Source organism: Streptomyces sp. NPDC007084 (assembly GCF_040703595.1).
GTDB lineage: Bacteria > Actinomycetota > Actinomycetes > Streptomycetales > Streptomycetaceae > Streptomyces.
This window is the reverse complement of record NZ_JBEYFY010000003.1, coordinates 230,767-246,349: the sequence shown is the minus strand read 5'-3', so window position 1 is coordinate 246,349 and position 15,583 is coordinate 230,767. Positions and strand designations below refer to the sequence as shown.

Here is a 15,583-nt window from a genome sequence, read left to right as displayed (position 1 = left end):
AGCCGGGCCCTCGGCGCGTGCGCGGCGTGCGTGTCCGTGTCCCCTGGATCACTGTGAGTGTTCCATGGTCATCACAGTGTGAGGAGCACGCATGCGTCGTCCCTTTGCCTCCGTCCTGGCTCTCGCCGCCGCAGCAGCGGTGATACCGCTGGCCTCACCCGCGCGGGCGGCCGTCGACGGCATTGTCGTCGGCAGCTATCCGGTCCAGATCTCCGAGAGTCCGTGGACGGTCGCGCTGTCCAGCCGTGACCGGTTCGGGGGTACGCGCGCGGGGCAGTTCTGCGGAGGGGTCGTCATCAGCCCGACCACCGTGCTGACCGCCGCCCACTGCCTGGGCAGCGACGTATTGGGCTCGCCGCCCCACCAGCTACGCGACCTGAAGGTCATCGCGGGTCGCGGCGACCTGATCTCCAGTGAGGGCAAGGAGGTCCCCGTCAGCGAAATCTGGGTCAATCCGCACTACGACAGCTACACGAACGCCGGGGACTTCGGTGTGCTGACGCTCGCCGATCCGCTGCCCGCCTCGTCGGTGATCCGCATGGCGCCGGCAGGAGACCCCGCCTACCAGGCCGGCACGGCCGCCAAGGTCTACGGATGGGGCGACACGACCGGAGGCGGCGACTACGCGCGCAGCCTGCGGGCCGCGGACGTCCACGTGATGTCCGACGGCGCCTGCGAGCGGGCGTACCCCGGCAGTGCCGACGGGACGTATGACGCCGCCTCCATGGTGTGTGCCGGTGAGACCGGAGGCGGCCGGGACGCCTGTCAGGGCGACAGCGGCGGGCCGCTGGTCGCTCAGGGGCGGCTCATCGGCCTGGTGTCGTGGGGAAGCGGCTGTGGGCGCCCTGGACGCCCTGGCGTCTACACGCGGGTCTCGGAGGCCGCCAAGGCGCTCGGAGCCGCTCACTGACGCCTTCAGGCGCCGTGAACACGAGTGTGGGCGGTCGCTCCCTGTCTCCAGGGAGCGACCGCCCACTCACCGGCCTGTCGCCGGCACTCGCTCGTCGTTGATGCGAAGGTCAGTGTTCTTCGTCGTTGACGCTTTCGGGAGCGGACGTGAGCCGCTCCGTCTCGTCCTGTATCTCAGCGGCGATCTTCTTGAGTTCCGGCTCGAACTTGCGACCGTGGTGGGCGCAGAAGAGCAGTTCTCCGCCGCTCAGGAGGACGACGCGCAGATATGCCTGGGCGCCGCAACGGTCGCAGCGGTCAGCGGCCGTCAGCGGGCTCGCGGGGGTCAGAACAGTAGTCACGTCGCCTCTTCTCTAGCTCGACGAGCTGTCGTACCAGGGTCAACATCCAACCAGGCCGAAAACGTTCCCGCTCGCGGCTTTTCCTCGAAATTTTCTTTCGAGCCGGTTGTCTGCTGCCGGTTGGCGGCGAATGAGCCGTATTGCGTGTCTTTGTGTCTGTACGGGTTCGCGCTGTCTGTCAGGGGGGTCGGTCCTCCCGGCTGGCTTGCCGGTTGTTCATGAGGACGTGCCCGGAGCCTAAATGGTTCATGCCTCGAAGGGAACGTGATATGTACTTCACTCCATCGAGGGATCGAACACCCATGCGACTCTGGACTAGGGTGAGTTTAGTGCGAGGGTGGCGTTACAACGGCTCTACCAGGCCTCGGTACCCTCTGAGCGGCGACCGAAGCCGGGCCCTTACCCAAAAGGGTCCCATCTGAAATTCAGCGAGGAGCGAACCGCGTGACCGCCGAGACGTCCGTGCCGTCCACAGCGCTGCTGACCGGAGCAGACCGGGACGGTTCCAACTACACCGCGCGGCACCTGCTCGTCCTTGAGGGGCTCGAAGCCGTCCGTAAGCGCCCTGGCATGTACATCGGCTCGACCGACAGTCGCGGCCTGATGCACTGCCTCTGGGAGATCATCGACAACTCGGTCGACGAGGCCCTCGGGGGCTACTGCGATCACATCGACGTCATCCTGCACGACGACGGCTCCGTCGAGGTGAAGGACAACGGCCGTGGCATCCCCGTCGACGTGGAGCCCAAGACGGGGCTCTCCGGTGTCGAGGTCGTCATGACCAAGCTCCACGCCGGCGGAAAGTTCGGCGGCGGCTCGTACGCGGCCTCCGGCGGTCTGCACGGCGTGGGCGCCTCCGTCGTGAACGCCCTCTCCGCCCGCCTGGATGTCGAGGTCGACCGCAACGGCAACACGCACGCGGTCAGCTTCCGGCGCGGGACCCCCGGAGCCTTCAAGGGGGACGGCCCCGACGCCGCCTTCGACGCCACCGCCGGCCTGCGCAAGGTCAAGCGGATCCCGAAGAACCGCACCGGGACGCGCGTGCGCTACTGGGCCGACCGGCAGATCTTCCTCAAGGACGCCAAGCTCTCCCTGGAGAACCTTCACCAGCGCGCCCGTCAGACCGCCTTCCTGGTTCCGGGCCTGACCATCGTCGTCCGCGACGAGTTCGGGCTGGGCGAGGGCGGCAGCAAGGGCGAGGAGTCGTTTCGCTTCGACGGCGGGATCAGCGAGTTCTGCGAGTACCTGGCCAACGACAAGCCGGTCTGCGACGTGCTCCGCTTCTCCGGGCAGGGGACCTTCAAGGAGACCGTGCCCGTTCTCGACGACCACGGGCAGATGACCCCGACCGAGGTCACCCGTGAACTCGGGGTCGACGTGGCGCTGCGCTGGGGCACCGGCTACGACACGAACCTCAAGTCCTTCGTGAACATCATCGCCACCCCCAAGGGCGGCACCCATGTGGCCGGCTTCGAGCAGGCCGTGGCCAAGACGATGAACGAGGTCCTGCGGGTCAAGAAGCTGCTCCGGGTCGCCGAGGACGACATCGTCAAGGACGACGCCCTGGAGGGCCTGACCGCCGTCGTCACCGTCCGTCTCGCCGAACCTCAGTTCGAGGGGCAGACCAAGGAGGTCCTCGGCACCTCGGCGGCCCGCCGCATCGTGACGAACGTGGTGAGCAAGGAACTCAAGGCGTTCCTGACCACGACGAAGCGTGACGCCGCCGCCCAGGCGCGGGTCGTCATGGAGAAGGCTGTCGCCGCCGCGCGTACGCGGATCGCCGCCCGCCAGCACAAGGACGCCCAGCGGCGGAAGACGGCTCTGGAGTCTTCCTCGCTGCCCGCCAAGCTCGCCGACTGCCGCAGCGACGACGTGGAGCGCAGCGAGCTGTTCATCGTCGAGGGCGACTCCGCGCTCGGTACGGCCAAGCTGGCCCGGAACTCCGAGTTCCAGGCGCTGCTGCCGATCCGCGGCAAGATCCTCAACGTTCAGAAGGCGTCCGTCACGGACATGCTGAAGAACGCCGAGTGCGGCGCGATCATCCAGGTCATAGGAGCCGGGTCCGGACGGACCTTCGACATCGACGCGGCGCGTTACGGGAAGATCATCCTCCTCGTCGACGCCGATGTGGACGGCGCGCACATCCGGATCCTGCTGCTGACCCTCTTCCAGCGCTACATGCGGCCCATGGTCGAGGCCGGGCGCGTGTTCGCGGCCGTGCCGCCGCTGCACCGGATCGAGCTGAGCCAGCCCAAGAAGGGCCAGGACAAGTACGTCTACACGTACTCGGACCGCGAGCTGCGCGAGACGCTGCTCGAGTTCCAGCGCAAGGGTGTGCGGTACAAGGACTCGATCCAGCGTTACAAGGGCCTCGGTGAGATGGACGCCGACCAGCTCGCCGAGACGACGATGGATCCGCGTCACCGGACGCTGCGGCGGATCAATATCTCCGACCTGGAGGCGTCCGAGCAGGTGTTCGACCTGTTGATGGGGAACGACGTGGCGCCGCGCAAGGAGTTCATCTCCAGCTCGGCCGCGACGCTGGATAGGTCACGCATCGACGCGTAGCCCTCCGGGTGGTCGTGGGGTCGGCCATGGCCGGCGGGTGGGTCGGGGCCGTGCCGGTACATCCTTCCGCCGGATGCCGGATGCCGGATGCCGGATGCCGGATGCCGGATGCGGGCAGGAAAATCCAGCCCCTCCGGCGTTTGAGGAGCGGGGTCTGGGGCGGAGCCCCAGGTACGGGCTGGGTAGGGGCGGAGGGGGCGAAAGAAGCTTCCGGCCGTTGTCCGGTGGCCGGCTGGGGGTGGGCTCCACCCGTGGGTGGAGGAGTGGGGGCGCGGGAGATCCACCCGCGATCCACCTGTGCTCCGATCTGCGGAGCACGCGATTTCCGTAGCGTCGTGGATGTCGGCAGCACTCGCCGCCGACATCCACTCCTCGCCCACGGGGGCCGCGCATGTCCGGACTCATGAACGCAGCTGCGATCTGCGCCGTCGCCGCCCTGGTGATCGCGCGCCAGTTCCGCGCCGGCCGAGTCGGCACGGACAGGCGCTGGTGGGTCGTGCCCGCCGTCCTCGCCTTCATGGCCGTGCGTGAACCGGGTCTGATCGACCCGCACCACCAGGTCGAGGCGTCTGTGCTGCTCGCCGCCGAGCTGGTGATCGGACTGGCGGTCGGAGCCGGGTGGGCGTGGACGACCCGGATGTGGACCGAGTCTGACGGCGCCGTGTGGAGCAAGGGCACCAAGGCCAGCGGGGCCGTCTGGATCGGAGGGATATGTCTGCGCGGCGGACTCTTCGGCGTCGGCGCCCTGCTGGGCGTGCACCAGGACTCCTCCGGCCTGATGCTCGGACTGGCGGCCACCCTGTTGGTCCGTGCCGGGATAGTGAGGTGGCGGGCGCAGTCCTCGCAGCGGGCGGCGTACGGGCAGACCTCGGCATACGGTGACGGCGTGGTCCCGGCTCTGCGGAAGGAGGGCGTGTGACGGACAACGCGTGGACGCGATGGCCCTCCCGGGAGGCGCTCTCCCGAGAGGGTGTGCACACGGCCCGCCGCATGCTCGGCCGTGTCACGCGCGCGATCGCCGCGGGCATCCTCATCGCGACGACCCTCACCAACAGCGCACTGAACGGCTGGGCCCTCGCCGGAGGCACCGTCGGCATCGTGGTGTGCGGGTTTCTCGGCTGGATGTTCTGGCGGACCACGCTGGAGCACCGCCTGTGGCCGTCCCTGGGGCTGCTCACCGCTCTGCTGGCGTTCGCGGCGGTGGGCCACGGCGTGGGGTTCCGGATTCCGGCGATCGTCCTGTTGTGCGGCTGCGCCGTGATCGCCATCGAACGTCTGCCTCTCGCGTACGCGCTGCCCTTCACCGCGGTCGCCCTGGCGGGGTTCGCGGCAGTCAACGACGACGCTTGGCTCACGACTGCCGCTGTCACCGGGGGCCTGGCCCTCGCCGGCTATGTCCTGCGGCTCGACGCGGAGGCGCGGGGGAGTGCGCAACGGCTGCTGGCCCAGGAGCGCGCGGCACGCGTGGCCGAGGCGGAGTCGGCGGCGCTCGCCGAGCGCGCCCGGATCGCACGGGAGATCCACGACGTGCTCGCGCACAGCCTGTCCGCGCAGTTGGTGCACCTGGAGGCGGCCCGGTTGCTGATCGAGCGGGGCGCGGACCAGAAGACGGTCCTCGAACGCGTCGTGGCGGCCCGGGGCATGGCCCGTGAGGGACTGGCCGAGACCCGGCAGGCGCTCTCCGCCCTCCGGGGTGAGATGTCGCCCGTGGAGGACTTCCTCGGCGAGCTGATCACGACCCGTGAAGGTGCTGACGTCACCGTGACGGGTGATCGTCAGCCACTGTCGGCGGAGGCGTCGCAGGCGGTGCGCAGAGTCGCCCAGGAGGCGCTCACGAACGTGCGCAAGCACGCTCCGGGCGCCAAGGTCCACATCCGGCTGGACTACGGGGAGCACGAAGTGACCCTGGATGTGCGGGACTCGGGAGGAGGGCCGGGCGAGCTGAGCGGTTCGGGAGCCGGGTACGGTCTGCTGGGCATGCGGGAGCGTGCCGAGTTGCTGGGCGGCTCGCTGGAGGCCGGGCCGGGCGAGGAGGGGTTCGTCGTGACGCTGAAGGTGCCCGTATGACCGAGCGGGAGGACGGCGAGAAGCCGGCCCGGGTCGTCGTGGCGGACGACCAGACGGTCGTGCGCGAGGGCATCGTCATGCTGCTGGGCCTGCTGCCCGGCATCGAGGTGGTCGGCGCCGCCGGTGACGGGAACGAAGCGGTGGAACTGGTGGCCAGGCTCGCCCCGGACGTCGTGCTGATGGACCTGAGGATGCCGCGCTGCGACGGCGTGGAGGCGACCCGGCGCATTCGTGCTGAGCACCCCGGCACCCAGGTGGTCGTGCTGACGACGTATGCGGACGACGAGTCGTTGTTCCCCGCGCTGCGAGCGGGAGCCCGGGGCTATCTGACCAAGGACGCCGGCGGCGACGAGATCGTGCGGGCCGTGGAGAGTGTGCTCTCCGGGGACGCGGGCCTTGCGCCGAGCGTCCAGCGAAGGCTGCTGGAGCGTCTGTCGGAGCCGCGGCCGGAGCCCGGCCCGCCGCCGGAGGCTCCGGACGGGCTCACATCGCGCGAGACCGAGGTGCTCCTGCTGATCGCGGAGGGACTGAGCAACCAGGAGATCGCCCGAAGCCTCCATGTCTCCACGGCCACGGTGAAGACCCACATCAACAACCTCTTCGCCAAGACGGGGCTCAAGGACCGTGCTCAAGCGGTCCGTTACGCCTATGGGAAGGGTCTCGTACGGCCACCGACGGGCTGAGTCACCTGATGGGGTGAAGACCACGGAGAGAAGAGTCCGGGATCTTCCCGATCTGCACATCCTTGGGCACGCGGCCGAAACGGGTCGCGGACAAGGAGAGTTCGGTGGAGAAGCACGACGGCGGCGACACCGGGGAGGTCCGGTTCGACGACCCCTGGTACGACGCGCTGGCTTCCGGTTGGGGTGAGTTGGACGGCACGGGGGCGCCCGCTCCGGCCGTGCCGCCCGCCCGCTCGGAGCACGAAGCACGGACCGGTGGAGCGGCCGACGTCTATCTGGAGGTGCAGCGCAGCGCTGCCTTCCAGGAGGTGCGCAGCCGGTACCGCAGGTTCGTGATCCCGGCTGTCGCCGTCTTCTTCACCTGGTACGTGGGCTATGTGGTGACCGCGACGACGGCGCCGGGCTTCATGGCGCGGCCGGTCGCCGGGGTGGTGAACGTGGGGCTGATCGCGGGGCTCGGACAGTTCCTCACGACGTTCCTGCTGGCCTGGGCGTACGCACGGCACGCGCGGTTGCGCAGGGACCGGGCGGCGCTGGACCTGCGCTGGGACACCCAGGAACTGACGCGCAACGTCAGAGGTGGTGACCGGTGAGCGGCAACCACCAGACCCTGGCGCTGCTGCTGTTCAGCGCGTTCGTCGCGGTGACGCTGGCCATCACGACGTGGGTGAGCCGCAACCGGCACGGCTCGGCCGAGGAGTTCTACGCCGGTGGGCGGTTGTTCTCGCCGATGGAGAATGGTTTTGCCATCTCAGGGGATTACATGTCGGCCGCTTCCTTCCTCGGCGTCACAGGACTCATCGCCCTCTACGGTTACGACGGGCTGCTGTATGTCGTGGGCTTCCTGGTGGCCTGGCTGGTCGTGTTGTTCCTGGTCGCCGAACTGGTTCGCAACTGCGGCCGGTTCACGCTCGCCGACGTCGTCGCGGCCCGGATGAGCGAGCGGCCGGTGCGGATTGCGGCGGGAACTTCCTCCGTCACCGTGTCCGTTCTGTATCTGGTGGCGCAGATGGTGGGGGCGGGCAGCCTGGTCTCGCTGCTGCTCGGAGGCACGAGCGAGGCGGCGCGCAACTGGACGGTCATCGGGGTCGGCGCGCTCATGGTGATCTATGTGTCGATGGGAGGGATGAGGGCGACCACGTGGATCCAGATCGTCAAGGCGGTGCTGCTCCTGGGCGGGGCCGTCGTCCTGACCGTGCTCGTCCTGGTGCGTTTCCACGGGGACTTCAACGACTTGCTGCGTTCCGCCGCGGCGAGCAGTGGGCACGGCAAGGCGTTCCTCGCGCCCGGGCTGAGGTATGGCGGGGACTGGACGGCGCGCTTCGACTTCATGAGCCTCGGGCTCGCCCTGGTGCTCGGGACGGCCGGACTGCCGCACATCCTGTCGCGTTTCTACACCGTGCCGACGGCGCGGGCCGCCCGCCGCTCGGTGGTGTGGTCGATCGGACTCATCGGCGGCTTCTACCTGATGACCATCGTGCTCGGCTTCGGCGCGGCGGCGATCGTCGGCCCGGACGCGGTGCGCGGGTCGAACGCGGCAGGCAACACGGCGGTCCCGCTGCTGGCCCTCGACCTGGGCGGCGGGGTCAACTCCACGGGCGGAACGGTTCTTTTCGCGGTCGTCGCGGCCATCGCCTTCGCCACCATCCTCGCGGTCGTCGCAGGGATCACCCTCGCGTCCTCCGCCGCCGTCGCCCACGACCTGTACGCCTCGATGCGCCGGCCGCACGCGAAGCCGCGCAGCGAGGTCGCCGTGGCGCGTGCGGCGTCGGTCGGTATCGGCGTGGTGGCCATCGCCCTGGGACTGCTGGCCCGCGATCTGAACGTGGCCTTCCTGGTGGGCCTCGCCTTCGCGGTCGCCGCGTCCGCGAACCTGCCCGTGCTGCTGTACTCCCTGTTCTGGCGCAACTTCACGACACGCGGCGCCGTATGGGCCGTCTACGGCGGGCTCGTACCGTCGCTGCTGCTCGTACTGCTCTCCCCGGTGGTGTCGGGAAGCCCTGGATCGCTTTTCCCGGGCGTGGACTTCCAGTACTTCCCGTTGGAGAACCCGGGCCTCGTCTCGATCCCCCTGGGCTTCGTCGCGGGCTGGCTGGGCACGGTCACATCGCCCGAGCCACCGGACGAAGCCAAACACGCCGAGATCGAGGTACGCGCGCTCACGGGCGCCGGGGCCGTCTGAGGCGTTGGCCTCGTCCATGCGGTGCCTGGGCGCTCAGGGGGGAGCGGTCGGGGCACGGCGAACGCCTCGCGCTGCCGTGCCTGGCCGCTGCCGCTTCCGGTGCCGCTTCCCGTGCCCCCGTCGGCCGGAACGTGGCGCGGCTTACGTCGGCCTAGGGTGACACCCAGGCGTACCGGTGTTCGGGGCGGCCCGCCTCGCCGTACTTGAGGGTCAGTGTCGCTCTGCCCGTGCGCTCCAGGAGTTTCAGGTAGCGCTGCGCGGTCTGCCGGCTCAGGCCGGTTCGCTCGGCCACCTGCTGGGCCGACAGCGGGCCTCGCGCGCCGATCAGGGCGTGGCGCACCAGGTCGGCTGTCGGGGGCGAGTGGCCCTTGGGGAGATCCGGTTCGGAGCTTGCCGAGAGGGTGCCGAAGATCCGGTCCACCTCGGACTGTTCGGCCTCGCCGCCGCCGTCCAGGGTGCGTCGCAGCTCCGCGTAGGCCTCCAGTCTGGTGCGCAGCCCCGCGAAGGCGAACGGTTTGACCAGGTACTGGAGTGCCCCCTGCCGCATCGCCGCCTGGACGGTGGAGATGTCGCGGGCAGCGGTCACCATGATCACGTCGGTCTGATGGCCGCGCCGGCGCATCTCCTGGACGACCGCGAGCCCCGTCTCGTCGGGCAGGTAGTGGTCCATGAGGACCAGGTCCAGGCGCGGCAGCGCCTCCATCAGCCGCAGTGCCTCGGCGGCAGTGTGCGCCTCTCCCGCGATGTGGAAGCCAGGGACCTTCCCCACATAGGCGGCGTTGACCCGGGCCACCCGGGTGTCGTCGTCCACGACCAGGACCTCGATCATCGCGACTCCTCGACGCTCTCTCCGGCTTCCCTGGCTTCCTCTGTGCCTGCCATCTCCGCTGTGCCTGCCATCTCCGCGCGCGCGGAGGTCGCGTTCGCGGGCGGGGTCCCGGTAGCCGCCGTCGGCGACTCCGTGAGGGCCTCGGGCAGGACGACGGTGAACTCGGCGCCCCCGCCCTCCGCGTCGGCCACCTCCGCGCTGCCGCCCTGCCGTTCGGCGAGCCGGCGCACCAGGGAGAGGCCGATCCCTCGCTTGCCGTGGGCCGGAGGCTCCTTGGTGCTCCAGCCGTCCGTGAAGATCAGCTCCCGGCGCTCCGCCGGGATGCCGGGACCGGTATCCCGGACCCGCAGCACGGCGGTGCGTCCCTCCGCGCGCAACTCGACCTCCACGCGCGCGTGGGGCGTGCCCGCGACGGCGTCCAGGGCGTTGTCGACCAGGTTTCCCACGACGGTGACCAGCCCGCTCGGGTCGACCAGCCGGTCCGGCAGCAGCGTCCGGTCCGCGATCCGCAACGCCACACCGCGCTCGGCGGCCACCGTCGCCTTGCCCACCAGCAGAGCGGCGAGCAGCGGATCGTGGATCTTCTCGGTGACCTGTTCCGCGGTGATCCTGTGGTCGCCGACCACCTCTCCGACGAACTCCACGGCGTCGTCGTACATCTCCAGTTCGAGCAGCCCCAGCAGCGTGTGCATGCGGTTGGCGTGCTCGTGGTCCTGCGCGCGCAGAGCGTCGATGAGACCGCGGGTGGAGTCCAGTTCGCGGCCCAACCGCTCCAGCTCGGTGCGGTCGCGCAGCGTGGCGACGGCGCCCCCGTCGTCGGTCGGCATCCGGTTGGCGACGAGCACACGCTGACCGCGGACGGTGAGCAGATCGGTGCCCGTGACGCGTCCGGCCAGCACGTCGGTCGTACGGCCGGTTCCGAGCGCGTCCTTTAGCGGCTGGCCGACGGCCTCGGCGCCGACTCCCAGCAGCCGTCGCGCCTCGTCGTTCAGGAGGCGTACGCGACCGCCGCGGTCCAGGGCGACCACGCCTTCCCGGATGCCGTGCAGCATCGCCTCACGCTCCGCCAGCAGCGCCGAGATGTCGGAGAACGCCAGGTCCCGGGTCTGCCGCTGAACCCTGCGGGAGATCACATACGCGGCCAGCGCCCCGACGGCCATCGCCCCGCCCGCGTAAGCGAACAGCCCGGGGATCGCGTCGACCAAGCGAGCCCGCACGCTGTCGTACCGGATTCCCACCGAAACCGCGCCGACGACCTTGCCGTCGGCGTCGCGCACCGGCGCCTTGCCGCGCGCGGAGCGACCCAGGGTCCCGGTGTCGATCTCCATGACATCGCGGCCCTCCAGGGCCTCTTGTGGGTCCGTGGAGACCCTCTTGCCGATCTCCCTCGGATCGGTGTGCGACCAGCGGATGCCGTGCGTGTCCATCACGACCACGTACTCGGCGTCGCCGGCCTTCCGTATCCGTTCTGCCTCGGCCTGCACGGGCCCGGTCGTGGACGGGTCTGTCGTCCTGAGGTCCTCGGCGATCTGTGGCTGGACTGCCGTGGTCTGCGCGATCGCGAGGGCACGCCGCATGGCTTGGTCGTCGAGCTGGGCACTGAGCGGTGCCAGGAACAGCCCGGTGGCGAGCGTGGCGACTCCCGCCGCGATGGCGATCTGCATCAGCAGTACCTGCGAGAACATCCGTCGCGGCATGCCGAGCCGCAGTCGGCGTGCGGGGGGAGTGGGGCTCATGCCTACGACCGTACGGGGGCATACGGAGGGCGCCGAAGGGGGTGTGGTGTGGATTTCTTGATCAATGTTGAGCCGGTATCCCGGGTCAATGTTGAGGTGGCGTCCGGTGGCGTCCAGAGGGGCGCACAGGGACAGATCAATGTCCCGCGCGGGCCGAGCCCTTGATGCCTTGCCGGGACTGGCCGGAGCGCGATCGCACTCGCAGGCCGACGGATCAGCAGGCCACGGCGACGGCCGCCTCCTCCAGTTGCCGTACCGCCACCACGTCCATCCGCGCGGGTGAGCCCAGCGGTGAGCCGCAGCTCTCCGGGCGGGGCGGCAGCGAGGTTCCCTGTGCCACGATGACCCGCCACAGCCTGCCGTCGGCGTGGGCCACGGTGACCTCCCAGCGCGGGGCGGCTCCGTCGGTGCGGACCACGGTGAGGACCCCGGCGGCATGTTCGTCCGCGGCGGTCCGTACGGCCAGTTCGGCGGCTTGGCCGGGCCGCTCCCAGGCGGAGTTCCCCCGGCAGCCCTCGGTGACGACACGGCCCTCCCGGGCGCCCTGGAGGATCTCCTTGACGGCGTGGGCCTCCGCGCGGCCGTACGCGTATCCGTGCGGCAGTACGAGCACCGTGGGGGAGAAGCGATGACCGCCCAGATGAGTGACCTCCCAAGCGCCGTTCACGCCGGACGAGGCCAGTTCCGCCGCCAGCGGCCTGCCGAGCAGGGCGCAGCAGCGGTCCCGCTTGCCGTTGGTGCAGACGAGGGCGAGCGGTTCCTCCGTGTGGGGCCGGGCCCCGAGCACTTCGTCGAAGGACCGCGAATCACCCTGGCCGAGCGCACCGAAGTCCAGGTCGAGCAGTTGTTCGGGATCGCGGGACATGGCGCTGTGCAGCCACCCGTTCCCCGGAGCCGTGTGGGCCGCGTAGACGTGCCGCTCCGCGGGTGTCCCGCAGTCCGCGTGGCGACCGGGGCGACGGATGAGCGCTATCCGCACGCCTGTGCCCTGCGCGGCAGCCTCAAGGGCGCGGCCGAGCGAGGGGTCCAGGTGGCTCGAAGTGAGCGCCTTGGCACCCCAGGGGCCGGGCTGCTCGATCAGCAGCCATGTCCTCGCGGTGGCCGCGGTCCCCGCAAGAGGCTCGTCAAGGTGCCGCGACGCGCTTGTGCACGTACTCACAGAGGTGAGCCTAACCTGACTTGGCCCAGGGCGACTTCCGGCCGCGCGCACCTGGGACGTGTGGCGGGCCACCAAGCGGGGTCGCAGGGGGCGTCAGGAGCCACCGCGCGGGACGTCTGGGCGCGCTCCCCGCCGCGTGGCGTCTGGCCGGCCTATGGGCTGGCGGGAAGCGGCTGTGGAGGGCGTTCGCCCACGTAGTGGCCGCTCGGGCGCATCCGGAGCGGGCGCTCCGCGTACTCCTCCAGGGTGTGGGCGATCCAGCCCGCCGTCCGGGCGACGGCGAAGATCGTCTCTCCGGCGGAGGCAGGCATGCCCGAGGAGACGGTGAGGGCGGCGAGGGCGAGGTCGACATTGGCGTGCAAGGGAACGTGCCGGGCGGTGGTGGCGACGACGTCGCGGGCCGCCGCGACGGCGGACTCCGCCCCGGGTACCTCCTCCAGCACGGCGAACAGGGCACGCGCGCGGGGATCCTCGCCCGTGTAGAGCCGGTGGCCGAGTCCGGGGACGCGACGTCCGGCCCGCAACTCGTCCGCGACCACGGGAGCCGCTGTGCCCTGGTCCAGAACGTCGAGGAGCAGCCGGTGCGCGAGTCCGCCGGCCGCTCCGTGCAAGGGCCCCTCCAGGGCGCCCAGCCCCGCCGACACGGCCGCGTAGGGGTGGGCGCGGGCCGATGCGGCGACCCGCACCGCCAGCGTCGAGGCGGCCAGGTCGTGGTCAACGAGGAGCCCGAGTGCCGTGTCCAGCGCGCGCAGTGACGCGTCGTCGGGCGTGCGTCCGGTGAGCCGCCCCCAGAGCCGCCGGGCCAGCGGACCCTCGTCGCGGTGGTCGCGCCGGACAGTGGGCAACGCGGCGACGAGGGTGGGGATGAGGGTCCGCCCGGTGCCGAGCACGGCGCTCTCGGAGAGGTCGAAGCGCAGGGGGTCCGATGCCGCCGCGGCGATCGCGGCGACGCGCAGCCGGTCGGTGGGACCGCTGTGCTCGGGCAGCGCGTCGACGCCGCGCCGCGCCGCGGCCACGGAGGCCTCCGGGGCCGTGAAGGTGGCACCTGGGCGCAGTTCACCGGTCCAGAGCCATTCGGCGATCTCTTCGAAGGAGTGATGCGCGGCCAGCTCGGTCGCGTCGACGCCCCGGAAGTAGTACCGGTCCTGCTCGATCAGGGTGATGCGCGTACGGACGGAGAAGTCGCCGGAACCTCCCGAACTCCCGGCGCTTTCTCGCCTGTTGCGACGCGCGAGCGCCTCCACCTCCCTGGCGTCGAAGGTGCTCCCGCGTCCGCCCGGCTCCCGTCGGCTGCCGAGCTGCCCCCGGCTCACGTAGGCGTAGACGGTCTCCGGCTTCACGCCGAGCAGTTCGGCGGTCTCCTTGGTGCTGAGCCGTCGGCTCTCGTGTCTTGGCGTTGCCGCTTCTCGATCCCTCATGGGCGCCACCGTATCTGTGGATCCATGTATTGATTCGATCAATGTTGACAGCAATAGAGTCAATCATGGACAGTCGAATCAAGTTCAGGGAGGAAACATGCCGATCAACCGGGCCGCGTCCACCTCAGTCGACGTACCGCGAGGGCTCGCGGGCGTCGTCGTCACCGACACCGCACTGGGTGACGTGAGGGGGCTGGAGGGCTTCTACCACTACCGCCAGTACTCGGCCGTCGAACTCGCCCAGACCCGCGGTTTCGAGGATGTCTGGCACTTGATGGCGTACGGCGAACTGCCGGACGCGACGCGACGAGCCGCCTTCGCGGTGCGGACCGCGCGGCTGCGCGTACTGCCGCAGGAGGTGCGAGCCGCGCTGCCCGCCATCGCGCCGGCGACCGGCCTCTCCGGGCCGCTCGCCGGACTGCGCACCGCGTTGTCCCTGCTCGGGGCGTCGCTCGGGTTCCGTCCGGTGTACGACATCGACGCGGAGCGGCGCCGTGACGACGCCCTGGCCGCGGCGGCCGCGGTACCGACTCTGCTGACCGCGCTGTACCGGCTGGGGCAGGGACTGGAGCCCGTGGAACCGCGCGAGGACCTGGGCTATGCCGCCAACTACCTTTACATGCTGACGGGTTCGGAACCGGACGCGCACCGGGCTCGTGCCGTCGAGCGATACCTCATCTCAACCATTGATCACGGATTCAATGCATCAACGTTCACCGCGCGGGTGATCGCCTCGACGGGCGCGGATGTGGCGGCCTGCCTCGTGGGGGCGGTCGGTGCCCTGTCCGGTCCGCTGCACGGAGGCGCTCCCAGCCGCGCACTCGACACACTCGATGCCATCGGGACCCCCGACCGCATCGACGGCTGGATCCGTGAGCGTGTCCTCGCCGGCGACCGCATCATGGGGTTCGGGCACCCCGTCTACCGCACGGAGGACCCGCGTTCACGGATGCTCCGCGGGATCGCCCAGGAGTTCGGCGGTCCGCTCGTCGACTTCGCCGTCGAGGTGGAACACCGGGTGGAGGCGATCCTCGCCGAGTTGAAGCCGGGCCGCGAACTGCACACCAATGTCGAGTTCTACGCCGGTGTGGTCATGGAACTCTGCGGGCTGCCCCGGGAGATGTTCACGCCCACCTTCGCCGCCGCCCGCGTCGTCGGCTGGAGCGCCAACATCCTGGAGCAGGCGGAGGACTCGAAGATCATCCGTCCGGCGGCGCGTTATGTGGGCCCGGTTCCGCCGGTGCCGGTGCCCCTCCTGGACTGAGGAGTTGGACTGGTCCGGACTGAGAAGTCGGCCCGAACCGAGGAGTCGGCCCCGCCCGTACCGAAGGACCGGCCGCGCCCGACCGAGGAGTCGGCCCGTGCCGGACCGACGTGTTGGCCGGGCACCGGGAACGGCAGGCCGTGACGGCCGCCCCGCATCGAGTACCCGCGTGCGTCGGGCGGGGTCCCTCGGGTCAAAAGCAGCCCCGTAAGTTCACCCCCGTCGCTTGCCCATTTCGCGAGCCGCGCGGGATGGGGAGGATGTAGGTTTGCCCCGCCCAGACCTCTGCGCACCCTCCGACGGAACACCCCTGCGCTCGGAGGCTCCTGCCTCCGACGAACACCTGCCGCTCGGAGCACTCGCTCCGAACAACACCTCCGCTCGGACTGCCCTTTTGTCGATTCCGAGTCATAAAGGTTGGTACTAC

The 15,583-nt window shown here is 70.3% G+C and carries 13 protein-coding genes; 8 read left to right on the top strand and 5 right to left on the bottom strand.

Annotated features, from left to right (window positions below; translation table 11 throughout):
* Positions 1 to 91 precede the first annotated feature (91 nt).
* Positions 92 to 910: a serine protease gene (locus tag AB0912_RS04625; RefSeq protein ID WP_366696463.1), complete on the top strand. Its 819-nt coding sequence runs from the start codon at positions 92 to 94 to the stop codon at positions 908 to 910.
* A gap of 109 nt (positions 911 to 1,019) precedes the next feature.
* Here the strand turns inward: AB0912_RS04625 and AB0912_RS04620 are convergent, their stop codons facing one another.
* On the bottom strand, positions 1,020 to 1,250 hold the full coding sequence (locus AB0912_RS04620) for a hypothetical protein (protein ID WP_081219811.1): 231 nt from the start codon (positions 1,248 to 1,250) through the stop codon (positions 1,020 to 1,022).
* Positions 1,251 to 1,694: 444 nt separating this feature from the next.
* Between AB0912_RS04620 and AB0912_RS04615 the strand changes: the two genes are divergently transcribed.
* From AB0912_RS04615 to AB0912_RS04590, 6 genes are all read left to right on the top strand, one after another.
* Positions 1,695 to 3,818 carry a DNA topoisomerase IV subunit B gene (locus tag AB0912_RS04615; protein ID WP_366696462.1) on the top strand — a complete coding sequence of 708 codons (2,124 nt, stop codon included), beginning with the start codon at positions 1,695 to 1,697 and terminating at the stop codon, positions 3,816 to 3,818.
* A gap of 391 nt (positions 3,819 to 4,209) precedes the next feature.
* Positions 4,210 to 4,737 (top strand): DUF1453 domain-containing protein, encoded by a 528-nt coding sequence (locus AB0912_RS04610; protein WP_366696461.1) that lies wholly within the window; start codon positions 4,210 to 4,212, stop codon positions 4,735 to 4,737.
* Positions 4,734 to 5,885 (top strand): histidine kinase, encoded by a 1,152-nt coding sequence (locus AB0912_RS04605; protein WP_366696460.1) that lies wholly within the window; start codon positions 4,734 to 4,736, stop codon positions 5,883 to 5,885. The genes AB0912_RS04610 and AB0912_RS04605 overlap by 4 nt, the downstream gene beginning before the upstream one ends.
* Positions 5,882 to 6,568: a response regulator transcription factor gene (locus AB0912_RS04600; protein ID WP_366696459.1), complete on the top strand. Its 687-nt coding sequence runs from the start codon at positions 5,882 to 5,884 to the stop codon at positions 6,566 to 6,568. Before AB0912_RS04605 ends, AB0912_RS04600 begins: the two co-directional genes overlap by 4 nt.
* Before the next feature lie 104 nt (positions 6,569 to 6,672).
* On the top strand, positions 6,673 to 7,161 hold the full coding sequence (locus tag AB0912_RS04595; RefSeq protein ID WP_366696458.1) for a DUF485 domain-containing protein: 489 nt from the start codon (positions 6,673 to 6,675) through the stop codon (positions 7,159 to 7,161).
* The gene (locus tag AB0912_RS04590; RefSeq protein WP_366696457.1) at positions 7,158 to 8,750 is read left to right on the top strand and encodes a cation acetate symporter; all 1,593 of its coding nucleotides are present in this window, start codon (positions 7,158 to 7,160) and stop codon (positions 8,748 to 8,750) included. Before AB0912_RS04595 ends, AB0912_RS04590 begins: the two co-directional genes overlap by 4 nt.
* Positions 8,751 to 8,901: 151 nt before the next feature.
* On the opposite strand, the gene AB0912_RS04585 is transcribed toward AB0912_RS04590, so the two are convergent.
* The 4 genes from AB0912_RS04585 to AB0912_RS04570 all read right to left on the bottom strand — a co-directional run bounded on the left by AB0912_RS04585 (position 8,902) and on the right by AB0912_RS04570 (position 13,892).
* Complete coding sequence (locus AB0912_RS04585; protein WP_366696456.1) at positions 8,902 to 9,579, bottom strand: response regulator; 678 nt, start codon at positions 9,577 to 9,579, stop codon at positions 8,902 to 8,904.
* Positions 9,576 to 11,315, bottom strand: a complete 1,740-nt coding sequence (locus tag AB0912_RS04580) for a sensor histidine kinase (RefSeq protein ID WP_366696455.1) — start codon at positions 11,313 to 11,315, stop codon at positions 9,576 to 9,578. The genes AB0912_RS04585 and AB0912_RS04580 overlap by 4 nt, the downstream gene beginning before the upstream one ends.
* A 214-nt stretch (positions 11,316 to 11,529) precedes the next feature.
* Entirely contained in the window at positions 11,530 to 12,474 is a 945-nt protein-coding gene (locus AB0912_RS04575) for a sucrase ferredoxin (RefSeq protein ID WP_366696454.1), read from the bottom strand.
* Between the two features lie 152 nt (positions 12,475 to 12,626).
* A complete protein-coding gene (locus AB0912_RS04570) occupies positions 12,627 to 13,892 on the bottom strand; it encodes a citrate synthase (RefSeq protein WP_366696453.1) in 1,266 nt (421 codons plus the stop codon).
* 97 nt (positions 13,893 to 13,989) lie between these two features.
* On the opposite strand from AB0912_RS04570, the gene AB0912_RS04565 reads away from it, so the two are divergent.
* Positions 13,990 to 15,156, top strand: coding sequence for a citrate synthase/methylcitrate synthase (locus AB0912_RS04565; RefSeq protein WP_366696452.1), 1,167 nt, complete (start codon positions 13,990 to 13,992; stop codon positions 15,154 to 15,156).
* Positions 15,157 to 15,583 lie beyond the last annotated feature (427 nt).

What these genes read in the sequence shown, in the direction of transcription:
- AB0912_RS04625 (WP_366696463.1), top strand. Translation starts at nt 92, where the DNA reads ATGCGTCGTCCCTTTGCCTCCGTCCTGGCTCTCGCCGCCGCAGCAGCG.
- AB0912_RS04610 (WP_366696461.1), top strand. Translation starts at nt 4,210, where the DNA reads ATGTCCGGACTCATGAACGCAGCTGCGATCTGCGCCGTCGCCGCCCTG.
- AB0912_RS04600 (WP_366696459.1), top strand. Translation starts at nt 5,882, where the DNA reads ATGACCGAGCGGGAGGACGGCGAGAAGCCGGCCCGGGTCGTCGTGGCG.
- AB0912_RS04585 (WP_366696456.1), bottom strand. Translation starts at nt 9,579, where the DNA reads ATGATCGAGGTCCTGGTCGTGGACGACGACACCCGGGTGGCCCGGGTC.
- AB0912_RS04580 (WP_366696455.1), bottom strand. Translation starts at nt 11,315, where the DNA reads ATGAGCCCCACTCCCCCCGCACGCCGACTGCGGCTCGGCATGCCGCGA.
- AB0912_RS04570 (WP_366696453.1), bottom strand. Translation starts at nt 13,892, where the DNA reads ATGAGGGATCGAGAAGCGGCAACGCCAAGACACGAGAGCCGACGGCTC.
- AB0912_RS04565 (WP_366696452.1), top strand. Translation starts at nt 13,990, where the DNA reads ATGCCGATCAACCGGGCCGCGTCCACCTCAGTCGACGTACCGCGAGGG.